Below are 13,259 nucleotides of genomic sequence, written 5' to 3'. Positions count from 1 at the left end.
TTCGTCGCATTTGGCGACGTGAGTTGCGTCAAATCGCAACGCGGCCCGCGCTCGCCTTTATGCTGGTGCCGCTGCCCCTGATTTTGTTTCTCATGCTGGCAGTGGTCTTTGCCCCGGGCTTGCCGCGCGATTTGCCGGTTGTTGTTGTTGATCTGGATGGGTCCACGATGTCGCGCCAGATCGTGCGCATGGCCGACGCGACGGCCGATGTTGAGGTTGTTGAGCAGTTAACAACGCTCAACGAGGGGCGACAGGCTCTTGTAGCCCAGCGGGCCTATGCGGTTTTGATGATCCCCGCCGAGATGGAACACGATCTGTTGCGTGGGCAAAAGCCCGAAGTCGTGGTGTTTTCCAATAGTCAATTTTTGACAGCCGGAGGCATCGTAGGGCGCAGCCTGAGCGCGACAGTGTCGACATTTTCGGCTGGTGTGTCCTTACGCCTGCTTGAGTCCGAGGGTATCGGGACGGATCGTGCACTGGAGCTGATTACGCCTATCCCAGTGCAGCAAAGCCCGTTGTTTAACCCCTCCCTTGATTACATCCAGTTTCTGCTTTCCGCAGTCATGCCAACCATCATGCAAATCTTCATCTGTGCTGCGGCCGTTCTGTCATTTTCACGCGAACGTCATTCACCAAACGGTATGGCGCGCCTGCTGCGCCTTTCGAAAACACCAACCCGCGCAATTTTGGGCAAGCTTCTACCTTATACCTTTATAGGCACGTTCGTTTTGCTGCTTGGGGATGTGTTGATGTTCAGCTTCTTTGACGCCAGTTTTCGCGGCAATGTCTTCGTGTTTTTCCTAAGCGGCTTCATGTTTATATTAACGTGTCAGGCTATGGGAGCGTTTATCGCGCTGATTGCAAAGGACACGACTGGGGCGCTTGGAATGATGGGGCTGATCGTGGCACCGTCCTTTGGGTTTGCTGGCGTCAGCTTCCCACGTTTCGGGATGACTCTCTTTTCGCAGGTCTGGGGTGCGGTCATACCACTAACCCCTTATCTACAATTGCGGACAGATCAGACCTTACGGGGTGCGCCTCTGGAATATTCCTTACCAACAATGGCATGGCTGTTCGCTCAGCTTTTGGTTTTCTCAACCCTGTTGTGGATCATGACTCGCAAGACGGCGGGGCAGGGGCCAGTCTCTGCTGATGAGGCAATCAACGAGACCCGAGAGGGTAATATATGAGAAATCTACGCCGTTTTGTTGCCGAATTTTTCGGGGCCATTCGTACGCTTCTGGCGGACGACAGCGCAAAATCTACGATGATTGTCGGTATTCTGATTTATAGCATTCTTTATCCGCAACCTTATGTTGGCGAGGTGTTGCGCGATGTTCCTGTGGCTGTGATCGATCAAGACAATTCTACCGCCAGCCGAACCCTTGTGCGGGAGATCGACGTGACGGAATGGGTCGATGTGACCGCATTCGCGCCGGATATGGAAACCGCACGGGATGCTTTTTATAGGCGCGATGTTTACGGGATCGTTATTATTCCTGAAGGCTTTGAGGCAAATATCCTTGCCAGCCGCCCTGCGCCCGTTGCCGCCTATAGTGATGGCAGCTATTTATTGATCTACTCCAATGTAATGCGGGCCGTGGCTACGGTTGCTGGAACAATGGGCGCACAGGTCAATTATGCGCGTCTCACTGCACTGGGCGTTGATGATGGCGTGGCGCGCACAATGCTGTCACCCGTAACGGTGACGAATGTAGCCGTTTTTAACCCCCAAGGTGGCTATGCCAGCTATGTGGTTCCTGCTGCGTTTGTTCTGATCTTGCAGCAAACGTTATTGATGGGGATTGGGTTGCTCCATGCGGGGCGCAAGCTTCCAACGGGCGGGCGTTTGTGGGCTACGATTGCCGCTTACTTTGTCCTTTACATGATCTGGGTCGCTTTCACGCAGATGTTATTACCTTTTCTTTACAGTATTCCGCGCACCGGGGAGTTTGGAACCCTGCTGTTGATTGCCATCCCGTTCATCTGTGCCTGTATCGCAATGGGATTTGCCATCGCTTTGGCCATCCCTTGGCGCGAGGGGGTTGTGTTCTTACTTGTGGTTATCGGGATGCCGCTGTTCTTTCTGTCGGGCATCTCGTGGCCGGTTGAAATGATCCCTGACAACCTGCGCACCTTGTCGATGCTTGTTCCATCATCCACGGCTATTTCCGCAATCGTTGCGGTGGACCAGATGGGCGCCTCCGCGCGGGATGTCGCTGGAGCTATACAAACGCAGATTGTTCTTACGGTAGTCTATTCGACGTTGGCAGTTGGTCTTTCGCGGCTGCCCCGCAATAGGCGACAATAATCGATTTCCAGATAAACGAGGAGGGGAGCCTACGGGTCCACGATTGGCTGAAGAAGAACGGCGTGATCTGCACTGAGGCCCTCGGACGAATGGATCGTTTGGAAAGTTATATCGAGTGCAGAATGCTTGGCGCGGAGTCGATTCAGATTGTCCGGCGCAGAATGTCTATAGCGCCCGAGAAACAGCTCCGAAGCTCAGAAACGCTGTTCCTTTGCTTTGACCTCAAGCTGCGACAATACTTCATCAAGTTTCTGGCCGCCATCGTGTTGGAGCGCAGGCACTACATGAATTGCTGGCGCGACTGTTGTTGCGGCTGGAATGCCAGTCTTCACCAATTGGGTTCACGGCTGGGGGCTTTGTCGCGTCGAAATTAATCGTTCAGTGGTGCCAGCAGACCAAATTTCATATTTTGTAAATAAAATATTGCCATGATCTAAATTTTTTAGATAGGCTGGTGGAGAACAAAATCGAAAGTCAGCCAAGTGCCCAATGATCCCAGCATTCAGATTGAGCCGGAACGTCCTGCGGTGGGTGCATTGTTGCGAGCGGCGCGGCGATCTCGCGACTATACGCTGCAAGAACTTAGCTCCCGCTCAAATTTGTCCATTGGGTATCTGAGCCAAATCGAACGGGACATAGCGACCCCGTCATTGGGGTCCCTGAGTAAGCTTGCCGCAGCTTTGTCCGTTGAACTGGGCCATTTTATACCAATCCCGAACGCCCGCGGCCTGATTACCAGAGCCAAGGATCGCGACACAATCTGGGTGCGCGAAGGAGGCATGACCTATGAGCGCCTGCATGGTGAATTTGTCGGCGCGTCTTTTTCCGCCTTTCTGATCACGCTGCCTGCCGGGTTCACCACGGAAACCGATCAGCATTTCGGCGAGGAATTTGTTGAAGTCCGGTCCGGGCGCGTGCTGTTTGACGTCGACGGGCAAGACTATGATCTTGGCGTTGGTGATACGCTTCATTTCAGATCGGACCTTCGGCATCAAGCCCGTAATCCCGACTTGCAGGAGACTGTGTTGTTCTGGCTGGGCAACGGTCCAAAATTTCAGAGTCGGCCTGACATTACGGCGGAGCAACAATCGTGACGAACGCTGCCCGACTTCCTCTTAGCTGGCTGGTGCAACGGATCGCGATGATGGTCGTGACGTTGTTGGCGGTGATTACGCTGACCTTCGCGTTGATGCACGCGGTGCCGGGAGGACCTTTCGTGTCCGAAAAGATGCTCGCACCGGAGATCGAAGCCGCTTTGAACGCCAAATTCGGCCTCGATCAGCCGGTCTGGCGGCAATATCTGAACTATCTGGGCGGTGTTCTGACCTTGGATCTTGGACCGTCGTTCAAATACCCAGGCGTGAGCGTGAACAGCATGATCGCTGATGGTCTGGCAGTTACGGCACAGACGGGGATGCTGGCGATCATTTGTGTCGTGGCCTTTGGTATTCCCGCGGGGATTGTCGCAGCCCTTAATCGGGGACGCTGGCCGGATACTGCGGCGATGTTTGTGGCAAGCCTTGGCATTGCTGTGCCATCTTATGTGATTGCCACGGTTGCGCTTTACATCTTTGCGCTTCGGCTTGGCTGGACCCCGGCGTTCGGGCTTGATGACTGGCGCGGTTATATCCTTCCAGTATTCGCATTGTCTGGGTTCTGGATGTCCTTTGTGGCGCGTTTGACCCGCTCCAGCCTACTCGAAACGATGGAACAGGATTACATCATGACTGCGCGCGCCAAAGGTATACCGGCACACAAGGTGATGTTGCGCCATGGGCTGCGTAATTCGCTGATCCCAGTGGTGACGGTGCTCGGGCCTGTCGTGGCCAACCTACTGACTGGCAGTTTCGTGATCGAACAAATTTTTGCGCTACCGGGCATCGGGCGGCATTTTGTGCAATCCATCACAAACCGTGATTACACGGCGATTATGGGCATTACGATCTTTTATGCCGCCTTTCTGATGTTGATGATCCTTATAGTTGATCTTCTTTATCTTTTGCTTGATCCGCGTATTTCATATGGGGATAGCAAATGACCCGACCAGTGATTACCCCTGATATGTGGCTGCCCCTTGATCCCAAGACTGGAGGCTCGGGAAACCTTATTACGTCCACGACCCCCCGCGGGTTCTGGGCTGGTGTGCGAGGGCGTCTGTTTCGGCATCGCCCTGCGATGGCAGGGTTGGTTTTCATCGTGCTCCTAATCGTAGCGGCGTTCTTTGGCCCGATGTTGTCGCCCTACAGCTATTTCGAACAGAAACTTGAACTATCAAACCTACCACCAGTCTATCGCCCCTATACTATAGCCGAGGGCTCGTTGGTGTATGTGAATACCAGCAATCTAAATCTCTATGCTGTGAGCGAAGAGGGGGGACTGACTGCGCTATTGCGTCCGGACGGACGGGACATGATGAAACGCCAAAGCAACTGGGTGATTGCGGGGCAAGAAGTGGTTCTGGATTACAATCAGCGACCCGCCGTCCTTATGATAGACGGTGAGGTAGCACAGGCTGGCGGGTTGGCATTGAACACACGTAATCCCTTTGGGACCGATCAACTCGGGCGTGATGTTTTGGTACGACAGTTGTATGGCGCGCGGATCTCACTGCTGGTTGCCGCCGCTGCAGTGTTCGCGAACTTTGTGATCGGCATGATTTATGGCGGCATTTCAGGCTTGATTGGCGGGCGTGTCGATGCCGTGATGATGCGCTTTGTTGAAGTTGTCGCGACTATCCCGTTGACGCTTTACGTAATCCTGATGATGGTGGTTTTACAGTCTGGGTTGATGTCCGTCGTGCTGGCCATTGGCACGGTCTACTGGGTTGATATGGCCCGGGTTGTGCGCGGACAAATTCTAACCTTGAAAAGCCAGGACTATGTGGCCGCGGCACGGACCATGGGGGCTCCGACCTCACGCATACTCTTTAAGCATTTGTTGCCGAATGCATTTGGCCCGATCCTTGTGACGTTGACCATGTTGATCCCATCGGCAATTTTTATCGAAAGCTTTATGAGCTTCATTGGTCTTGGCGTAACACCCCCGCAGGCAAGTTGGGGGACGCTTACATCTGAGGCCGTTGAAACCCTGCGGGCCTATCCATATCAGTTGTTCTTTCCGGCCATGGCGATCAGCCTGACAATGTTGGCATTCAATTTTCTGGGTGACGGGCTGCGCGATGCTTTGGATCCGAGGTTGTCATCGTGAGCGCGCCGGTGTTGTCCCTGCGTGATTTACGTACCGAGTACCGCACTGACCGTGGCACGGTTCAGGCGGTACGCGGTGTCGATCTGATCTTACAGCGCGGGGAAATCCTTGGGCTCGTTGGTGAAAGCGGGTCTGGTAAATCTGTCACCTGCATGAGTATTCTAAAACTATTGAAACGCGGCGGGCATATCACATCAGGTGTAGCGGAATTTGACGGGCGTGACCTTTTGCAATTGTCCGAGCGGCAGTTGGAAGCTGTGCGCGGCGAAAAGATCGGCGTCATATTTCAAGATCCGATGTCGGCGCTGAACCCGACCATGACCGTTGGTCGTCAGATCGTTGAGGTGCTGTTGCAGCACCGCAAAATAAGCAAAAAAGCAGCCCGGGATCGCGCGATTGAACTATTCAAACTGGTGCGTATCCCATCTGCCGGCACCCGCATCGACAGCTATCCGCACGAATTCTCTGGCGGTATGCGTCAGCGGGTGATGATCGCCATCGCTTTGGCTTGTGACCCCGACATCCTAATCGCCGACGAGCCCACTACCGCGCTGGATGTGACGATCCAGCGGCAGATTTTGGCGCTGTTGAAAGAACTACGGGAAAGGCTGGGGATGGCGATTATCCTTGTGACCCACGACCTTGGCGTGATTGCCGAAACCGCTGATCGCGTGATGGTGCTTTACGGCGGGCAGGTGATGGAAGAGGCGTGTGTCGTCGATCTGTTTGCGGCACCGCAACATCCCTACACTCAAGGGCTCTTGGCCGCTATCCCTGATCCCAGAGAGGCGGGGCGACCGTTGTCACCTGTGCGCGGCAGCCCGCCGGACATGCGTATGCCGCCCCCTGGCTGCCCGTTTGCGCCGCGCTGTCCTCAGGCGATGCGGATTTGTCAGACCCCGCCACCGATTTTTGGCGTGCACGACAATTCAAGGCTGCGGGAAGGTCAACGCGCCCGATGCTGGCGTGCGGATGCCGCTGCGCCCGCCTTTCTTTTGGAGCCCTCGTCATGACCCTGCCGTTGCTTGAACTCGATAATCTGGAAATGCATTTCTCGACCCAGCATGGACCGTTGAAAGCGGTGGATGGTGTCAGCCTGACGATCCACCACGGCGAGACCTTGGGGTTGGTCGGAGAGAGCGGCTGCGGCAAATCCACACTCGCCCGTGCCCTGATCCGGCTTTATCGCCCGACGGGGGGACGGGTGGTGCTGGACGGCGTCGATATTACGAAGTTGAGTGTGAAGGCTCTCAAACCCCATCGCAAAAAGGTCCAGATGATTTTTCAAGATCCTGTAGCCGCGTTAAATGGCCGGATGACAGCGGGAGAACTGGTGGCCGAACCTCTTGAAATAATGGGAATAGGCTCTGCAGCGACGCGGCGAGAGCGTGTTGCGCAATTACTCGACGCTGTGGGCCTTGGTGCGGAGGCTTCGGACCGGTTTCCCCATTCTTTTTCCGGCGGTCAACGCCAGCGGGTCGGGATTGCACGTGCCATTGCTCTGGAGCCAGATCTTGTGATTTGTGATGAACCGATCAGCGCGCTGGACGTGTCGATACAGGCGCAAATTGTCAACATGCTGTCGGACTTGAAGCGGGACACTGGGCTGGCCTATCTGTTTATCACTCACGATCTGTCGATGCTGCGCCATATCGCCGACCGGATCGGCGTGATGTATCTTGGCAAACTTGTCGAGATCGCCCCGTCAGAAGCGCTGCACACTGCGCCGCGCCACCCCTATACAGAGTTGTTGTGGTCCGCGATCCCTGTGCCAGACCCTGCTGCGCGCCGCGATGATCCGTTTGAAACAGGCGAGGTGCCCAGCCCTCTGGACCTGCCGACTGGCTGCCGCTTTCGCACTCGGTGTCCTCAAGCGACCGAACTCTGCGCGCAAACTGAACCGAGCCTCATTACTCAGGCGGACGGCCACGCCGTCGCCTGCCACCACCCGCTGCATAGCAGCACGTCTAACCCCCAACAGGAGCGAGAAAATGCGTAATCTTTTCATGTCCACAGCCCTTGCGACGCTGCTTGTGTCACCTGCCTTTGCCGCAGGTGACCTGACCTATGTGGTCAACAATGAATCCGCCACATATGACCCCGGCCTGACGTCGGAAACCTTTGCTGCGCCGATCATTGGTAATACCTTCGAAGGTCTTGTTCGCTTCACAGAAGGTGGTGAAATTGAAGGTGCGATGGCCGATAGTTGGGAGGTCTCTGACGACGGGCTAACCTATACGTTCAAGTTGCGCGACGCTAACTGGTCGGACGGTCAGCCCGTCACGGCACAGGATTTCGTGTATGCATGGATGCGGGTGCTTGACCCTGCTGCGGGCGCGAAAAATCCTGCCATGTTCTATCTGATTGACGGGGCCGAGGCACATTATGCCGCTGGCGGTGAGGGGGCTGTGGCAATCTCTGCGACAGACGATAAAACGCTCACGTTCACGCTTGCCAACCGTATTCCTTACATGATGCAACTGTTGACCTATACCAACTGGTTCCCTGTGCGGCAGGACGTGGTTGAGGCCAACCCCGAAGGTTGGACCCGCACCCCTGAGACATTTATTGGCAATGGTCCGTTCAAAGTGACCGAATTCAACTTTGGTGAATCCGTGGTTTTTGCCAAGAATGACGAATACTTCGAGGCTGGTGACGTGTCTTTAGACACGTTGACGTTCCGCCTAATCCCTGATCAGGCCACCGCTTTGACCGCGATGGAATCCGGGCAGGTTGACGGGATCGAAGCCGTTCCCGCCCCTGAAATTCCGCGCTTGATGGCCGAAAGCGATGCCTTCATGATTGTGCCAGCGCTTGGAACAACCTACGCCTTCTTCAACCCAGCACAGGTACCGCTGGATGACGTGCGAGTACGGCAAGCGCTGTCCATGGCGATTGACCGTCAGGACATCGTCGATTTCGTTCTGCAATCTGCTGACCTGCCGGCTATTGGTCTTGTGCCGTACGGTTTGACGCTGAACGGCGAAGATTTCCGCGATGGTGTTGATGCTTATGGTCTGGATACTGATGCCCAGCCAGAAGCCGCAGCGGCCTTGCTGGCTGAAGCGGGTTATCCCAACGGCGAAGGTTTCCCCGAAACTGTGTTCGTCACCTACACGTCACCGCCGATCGAGAAGCTTCTCGAAGCGATCCAGCAGATGTGGAAGGAAAACCTGAACATCGACGTGCAAATTCGCGCGACCGAATGGCAGGTGTATTATCCTGAAGTACAGCAGGTGGAATTCCAGATTGCACAGATGGGGTGGGGCGCGGATTACCCACACCCGATGACCTTCCTTGACGTGTTCCTGCCCGACAGCCCGAACAATCTTGCCGCATGGCAGAGCGAGAAGTTTGCCAGTGCTGTGGACGCGGCGAAATCCACTGCTGACGAGGCCGAAAGCCTTGCCGCAATGCGCGAAGCCGAAGGTATTCTAATGAACGACCATATCATCCTCCCCATGTATCATCGCTATAACTACATGATGATGTCGCCGAACGTCGACGGGTTCTGGCGTTCGTCGCTGAACGTCCCATACTTCCGCGACGTGACACTTTCCGAGTAGCGCTTGTGTCTGCGGGCACCAAGGTGTCCGCAGACACATCTTAGGTCACGAATAGTCATAGAGTTGATCACCCGTATCCCCCAGCAGGACTTGTTATGAGGTGTCGAAGTGAAAAATTCTGAGGTAGCTACGCTCTGCTGCAGATAACGGAATCTCATATCTGCCAGCGCTCGATAAGCTATTTTTTGAAACTAAAATGGGCAAGAACACGGGTGCCGTAACAATGATTACTCTGTCCCGGTTGCTTGCCAACATTCAGATGAGCAAGGCTATCAAACCATTTTATTTTTAATTCTTTGCGCCAGACCCATCTCCCTCTTGTAAAAAACAGGAGGTAAAATGTCTCACTCACCAGAACGATCAAATCAACAAAGCATCACCAAGGCTGAACTCGCCCGACACCTGAACGTGGATGCGACATCAGTCGGCAGAATCGCGGCAAGCATTGGCCTTGAAGCGATTGCGGGGCGATACCCATGGCGCAAAATCTGGCGGAGAGAGCACAAGACCGAAGGGGTTTGGCTCAAAAGCCACCATGCGACCCTGATTGCAAGTGGGTCTACGGTGCTTGCCGAGGTTGAGATTCTCGAGGAAGCTCTCAAAACGCCTCTGTAGTCGTTTGCGCAGTTGGTCAACGTCCTCGGGAAATCACCTGACACGCTGGCGAAATCCGTCAGGCAGGGCCGCGTCAAACTCCCTTTTACGCAGCTGAGTCTTGGGCCGCGGCTACGCCGCTATCGGCCACTTGAGGTCTGGTTGTGGCAAGACGAGCAGCTTCTGCTCGCACCGCCAAAATGCGCGAGCTTCACCACGGTGCCTGATGCGCGAAAATCGCCAGTGGCAGAGACTGCGCACCTGCCTGAAAATATCCTCAAATGCAGAAGAAAAAGTGCTTTTTGGAAGCCTCACCTTGCATAAAAGGAACTCAAAAAAAATAGGCAGAAATAAGCAATACATCCACAACTTTTCGGGCCAAGTATTTCTACTTTCGCGCCGAAATGAATAAACGATTTCCATTAGTGTGTTTCACGGTAGATCGGATTTCGAGGTGCTTACACACTCTACGTTTCCCAAGTAATCTTTGTTCGATCAAAGTTGTCATCCAGCCCGGGTTTTATAATCTGAAACCATGGCGACAGATCAAAATCCCGCGGTGCAAAGAGCGAGTGGTGCCGGATGTGATAGATTTCACGCCTTGCGAACTCGCTGCCTGTAATTTGTTTCAGCTCGGTGACGTCGGGCAAGATCGGATATTTCACGGATTGAAACGACCGCGCAATGAGTGACGAGCAAATCGCGCGTGTGGGATCGCCCGAGCCGAGAGAAAGCATCCGTCGTCGCCAACGCACTGGGACTGGGGGCGTCGGAAAGAAATAACGGAACAAATCGAAGATATTGCGTAGGTCATATTTTAACCCAATGTTGTCCAACATGTACTGCGCGACCTTTTCACGTTCGGCGGTATCTAACCCAATGGGGCGGCAAATACGGGTATTGTAATTGGCATACTTTGAAAGCGGCACGCTGATACAGCCTTCATGCAAATCAACCTCGACAAGGCAGAGCTGTTCGCCGTCGTTCGCTATTTTTCGTGCCCGATTTCCGACATAAAGGGCTGCATGTGACCACGTCGATTGGGTCAGGTACTTGATCGCGCCTGACACTCGCTCTCTCCCCTCCACCAAAAGCACATCACCGACCTGCATGGTTTGGCAGACGACTTCGAAATCGGAGATCGCGTAGGGTTTGTAACCGGCGGTCGGTGCGTTCAGTTTGCGCGCAAGACGCCGCCCGATGTTCTGCAACTTGTTGTCGCAAGCTGCTTTTAAGCTCGTAGCCATCCTTCACCTCCGTCGGTCGGTATACATAGGACCAACGCCACGCTGTCTTGTTACAGACTGCCGGAAGTTTTTGATCCACTTTTCTCGCGCAATCCAAGCAATGCGCATTGGCAGGACAAACACTGACACAAACACGTCAATTGGTGCTAAGTATACTTTATAGGAGTTCAGAATGCCAAATTTCTGCCAAGAGCCTCTACAACAGCGTGGATTACAAAAAATGCCAAAGCGGTTGACCTCAAGTTATCCGAATATTCGTCTGGTTGTTTATTCTGCTTATGCGGTCTGGGTTACCCACCTTGCCGTCAACTGGATGATGGTGCGTGTCGATTGGCTGGAAAATGCAGCAAGAGTGCGCATTGGTGTATTTGGCATGCTTTTGCTGGTTTATGTTTTGCTGATGGCCATTCATTTCGTGCCCGGAGTGGAGAATGGTATTTATCTGATGATGCTTGAAGGCGGCACTGCGGCGCCTTTTGTTTATCTCGGAACACTTGCAGGTCTGTCGCTGGCCTATTTTGTGGAACGGACCGTCGATTGCGTCGTGTTTATGCAGGTGGAGATTGATCTACGGCTAACCAGAATTAGCGATCTTATTGAAAAATTACGCCCATGAGCGGTGAAGATCAGCTGCAACTGGTGCATCAAAACTTGCCGAAATGGATGCCGTCCACTGTGATCCACTACCGATACGTTTCGCTCGTGCTACTGTTGAACCTTCCAGGAAACGCGGTCATTGGCGATGGTGGCGGGCTTGCACTGATCGCCGGCTTTAGCGGTCTTTATGCGCCGCGATCGACCGTTTTGGCCTGGGCACTGGCGATTTCACCTGTGCCCATAATAGTGTATTTTCTTGACTTCAATCCACTCGGTCGACCTTCAAGGGAATGACAAGAATGATCACCCATGTCGAAAGTGACACTGAACTTATTAAAGGCCTTGTGGCGGGCGAGCGTGGTGCGTTTGAAACGCTTTATCAACGCCACAACACTTCCATGGTGCGGGTTGCATCGGCGATTTTACGCAACCATGCGTCGGGTGAAGAGGTGGCACACGAGACATGGATCGCGGTGTTGCGCAATATCAGCAGTTTCGAGGGACGATCATCGCTCGCGGGGTGGATTTTCACCATCCTGTCGAACCGGGCAAAAACCCGTGTGAAACGCGACGGCCGCAGTGTTGCGCTTGATATGTCGGAGCAGGGAAATGACGCCGACGACGCATTTGACGTACGCGGAAATTGGAAGAATCTGCCCGAGCTGTGGGACGAAATTACGCCCGAACGTGTCGTTGCCGGACGCCAGATTATGGATCACGTCGTGCAAGCTATCGAAGACTTGCCACCGGCCCAACGCGCGGTGTTGGTTTTGCGCGGGCAGCAAGAACTTGAAGCGCAAGAGGTGTGCGAAATCCTTGAGATTACCGAAGGAAATATGCGAATTTTATTGCACCGTGCACGTCGCGCGGTACGAGACGCGATTGACGTTGTCGTAACTTAATGCCCCGTCAATTTGCGAAAACGAAATTAAATCAAAATAATCTGTAACGTACTTAGAGCTGGTTTGTCTTCTTATCATAAGGCTCGACAAGGAATGAAAAAATGCTGAGTTGCCGCGAACTAACAGAACAAGCGGATGCGTTTCTGGATAAGGAAATGCCGTTTGGGAAAAGAATGCAGGTTCGCCTGCATGTAATGATGTGTGGCGGCTGCAACCGGTTTGTGAACCAGATGCGTTTGACGCGCCGTCTGATCACCGCTGAAGAACGTCGTAAGACCGTGCACGACACAGCCAATATCGACAGCATCCTTGCCGCGTTTGAAGAAGAAAAATAGCCCAGTGGTCAAGATGACCCTGCGGCGCAAACAAAGGATTAAGAAAATGACAAATCTCAAAAGCGGCTTTTTGGCAGGTTTCATCGCAACGGCTGTCCTGTCGGTGCTGATGGTGATGAAGGGTGTGATGGGCGTAATGCCCGAACTTGACGTGGCGGCGATGCTGGCCGGAATGATTGGCGCACCCGTAATCGTGGGCTGGATCGCACACTTCATGATCGGCACGATCGCATGGGGCGGTGGTTTCGCGGTTCTGTATGACATGATCCCAGGTCGCAGCGCCGTTCAGAAGGGCATTGTGTTCGGGATTGCCGATTGGCTCGGCATGATGATCGTGATTATGCCGATGGCTGGCGCAGGCTTGTTTGGTCTGGGTCTCGGCATGATGGCGCCCGTTATGACGCTGGTGTTGCACATCATCTTTGGCGCAGTTCTTGGCGCTGTTTTTGCCAACCGCACACAGGCTGAACTGGCACACTAACGAGACATGCCCGCGTCTA

General features: G+C 54.0%; 15 protein-coding genes. 14 read left to right on the top strand and 1 reads right to left on the bottom strand.

Going from position 1 to position 13,259, the window contains the following annotated elements:
- The first annotated feature begins 23 nt into the window (after positions 1 to 23).
- The 9 genes from RC74_RS18865 to RC74_RS18825 all read left to right on the top strand — a co-directional run bounded on the left by RC74_RS18865 (position 24) and on the right by RC74_RS18825 (position 9,699).
- Positions 24 to 1,190 carry an ABC transporter permease gene (locus tag RC74_RS18865; protein WP_052274971.1) on the top strand — a complete coding sequence of 389 codons (1,167 nt, stop codon included), beginning with the start codon at positions 24 to 26 and terminating at the stop codon, positions 1,188 to 1,190.
- Entirely contained in the window at positions 1,187 to 2,311 is a 1,125-nt protein-coding gene (locus RC74_RS18860) for an ABC transporter permease (RefSeq protein WP_052274972.1), read from the top strand. Before RC74_RS18865 ends, RC74_RS18860 begins: the two co-directional genes overlap by 4 nt.
- A 482-nt stretch (positions 2,312 to 2,793) precedes the next feature.
- Entirely contained in the window at positions 2,794 to 3,405 is a 612-nt protein-coding gene (locus RC74_RS18855) for a helix-turn-helix domain-containing protein (protein ID WP_052274973.1), read from the top strand.
- On the top strand, positions 3,402 to 4,349 hold the full coding sequence (locus RC74_RS18850; protein ID WP_218918096.1) for an ABC transporter permease: 948 nt from the start codon (positions 3,402 to 3,404) through the stop codon (positions 4,347 to 4,349). The genes RC74_RS18855 and RC74_RS18850 overlap by 4 nt, the downstream gene beginning before the upstream one ends.
- On the top strand, positions 4,346 to 5,518 hold the full coding sequence (locus tag RC74_RS18845; RefSeq protein ID WP_052274974.1) for an ABC transporter permease: 1,173 nt from the start codon (positions 4,346 to 4,348) through the stop codon (positions 5,516 to 5,518). The genes RC74_RS18850 and RC74_RS18845 overlap by 4 nt, the downstream gene beginning before the upstream one ends.
- Positions 5,515 to 6,531: an ABC transporter ATP-binding protein gene (locus tag RC74_RS18840; protein ID WP_039003461.1), complete on the top strand. Its 1,017-nt coding sequence runs from the start codon at positions 5,515 to 5,517 to the stop codon at positions 6,529 to 6,531. Before RC74_RS18845 ends, RC74_RS18840 begins: the two co-directional genes overlap by 4 nt.
- A complete protein-coding gene (locus RC74_RS18835) occupies positions 6,528 to 7,517 on the top strand; it encodes an ABC transporter ATP-binding protein (protein WP_052274975.1) in 990 nt (329 codons plus the stop codon). Before RC74_RS18840 ends, RC74_RS18835 begins: the two co-directional genes overlap by 4 nt.
- Positions 7,510 to 9,084, top strand: coding sequence for a peptide ABC transporter substrate-binding protein (locus tag RC74_RS18830; RefSeq protein ID WP_052274976.1), 1,575 nt, complete (start codon positions 7,510 to 7,512; stop codon positions 9,082 to 9,084). Before RC74_RS18835 ends, RC74_RS18830 begins: the two co-directional genes overlap by 8 nt.
- A 339-nt stretch (positions 9,085 to 9,423) precedes the next feature.
- Positions 9,424 to 9,699 (top strand): hypothetical protein, encoded by a 276-nt coding sequence (locus RC74_RS18825; protein ID WP_039003462.1) that lies wholly within the window; start codon positions 9,424 to 9,426, stop codon positions 9,697 to 9,699.
- 446 nt (positions 9,700 to 10,145) lie between these two features.
- On the opposite strand, the gene RC74_RS18815 is transcribed toward RC74_RS18825, so the two are convergent.
- Complete coding sequence (locus RC74_RS18815) at positions 10,146 to 10,925, bottom strand: YiiX/YebB-like N1pC/P60 family cysteine hydrolase (RefSeq protein ID WP_052274977.1); 780 nt, start codon at positions 10,923 to 10,925, stop codon at positions 10,146 to 10,148.
- 172 nt (positions 10,926 to 11,097) lie between these two features.
- Here RC74_RS18815 and RC74_RS18810 point away from each other — a divergent pair, with 172 nt between their 5' ends.
- The 5 genes from RC74_RS18810 (at position 11,098) to RC74_RS18790 (ending at position 13,240) form a co-directional block, all read left to right on the top strand.
- On the top strand, positions 11,098 to 11,541 hold the full coding sequence (locus tag RC74_RS18810; RefSeq protein WP_039003464.1) for a hypothetical protein: 444 nt from the start codon (positions 11,098 to 11,100) through the stop codon (positions 11,539 to 11,541).
- Complete coding sequence (locus tag RC74_RS18805; protein WP_039003465.1) at positions 11,538 to 11,816, top strand: hypothetical protein; 279 nt, start codon at positions 11,538 to 11,540, stop codon at positions 11,814 to 11,816. The genes RC74_RS18810 and RC74_RS18805 overlap by 4 nt, the downstream gene beginning before the upstream one ends.
- A gap of 5 nt (positions 11,817 to 11,821) precedes the next feature.
- A complete protein-coding gene (locus RC74_RS18800; RefSeq protein WP_039003466.1) occupies positions 11,822 to 12,424 on the top strand; it encodes an RNA polymerase sigma factor in 603 nt (200 codons plus the stop codon).
- A 101-nt stretch (positions 12,425 to 12,525) separates the two neighbouring features.
- Entirely contained in the window at positions 12,526 to 12,759 is a 234-nt protein-coding gene (locus RC74_RS18795) for a zf-HC2 domain-containing protein (protein ID WP_039003467.1), read from the top strand.
- A gap of 46 nt (positions 12,760 to 12,805) precedes the next feature.
- Entirely contained in the window at positions 12,806 to 13,240 is a 435-nt protein-coding gene (locus RC74_RS18790; RefSeq protein WP_052274980.1) for a DUF6789 family protein, read from the top strand.
- Positions 13,241 to 13,259 lie beyond the last annotated feature (19 nt).

It is taken from the genome of Falsihalocynthiibacter arcticus (genome assembly GCF_000812665.2).
GTDB lineage: Bacteria > Pseudomonadota > Alphaproteobacteria > Rhodobacterales > Rhodobacteraceae > Falsihalocynthiibacter > Falsihalocynthiibacter arcticus.
Note: the sequence above shows the minus strand (reverse complement) of the source record. Positions and strands in the feature narration are given on the sequence as shown.

Bases quoted from the DNA above. Each gene is read 5' to 3' on its own strand.
- RC74_RS18835 (WP_052274975.1), top strand. From the start codon at position 6,528: ATGACCCTGCCGTTGCTTGAACTCGATAATCTGGAAATGCATTTCTCG.
- RC74_RS18805 (WP_039003465.1), top strand. From the start codon at position 11,538: ATGAGCGGTGAAGATCAGCTGCAACTGGTGCATCAAAACTTGCCGAAA.
- RC74_RS18800 (WP_039003466.1), top strand. From the start codon at position 11,822: ATGATCACCCATGTCGAAAGTGACACTGAACTTATTAAAGGCCTTGTG.
- RC74_RS18830 (WP_052274976.1), top strand. From the start codon at position 7,510: ATGCGTAATCTTTTCATGTCCACAGCCCTTGCGACGCTGCTTGTGTCA.
- RC74_RS18825 (WP_039003462.1), top strand. From the start codon at position 9,424: ATGTCTCACTCACCAGAACGATCAAATCAACAAAGCATCACCAAGGCT.
- RC74_RS18790 (WP_052274980.1), top strand. From the start codon at position 12,806: ATGACAAATCTCAAAAGCGGCTTTTTGGCAGGTTTCATCGCAACGGCT.
- RC74_RS18845 (WP_052274974.1), top strand. From the start codon at position 4,346: ATGACCCGACCAGTGATTACCCCTGATATGTGGCTGCCCCTTGATCCC.
- RC74_RS18815 (WP_052274977.1), bottom strand. From the start codon at position 10,925: ATGGCTACGAGCTTAAAAGCAGCTTGCGACAACAAGTTGCAGAACATC.
- RC74_RS18810 (WP_039003464.1), top strand. From the start codon at position 11,098: ATGCCAAATTTCTGCCAAGAGCCTCTACAACAGCGTGGATTACAAAAA.
- RC74_RS18860 (WP_052274972.1), top strand. From the start codon at position 1,187: ATGAGAAATCTACGCCGTTTTGTTGCCGAATTTTTCGGGGCCATTCGT.
- RC74_RS18795 (WP_039003467.1), top strand. From the start codon at position 12,526: ATGCTGAGTTGCCGCGAACTAACAGAACAAGCGGATGCGTTTCTGGAT.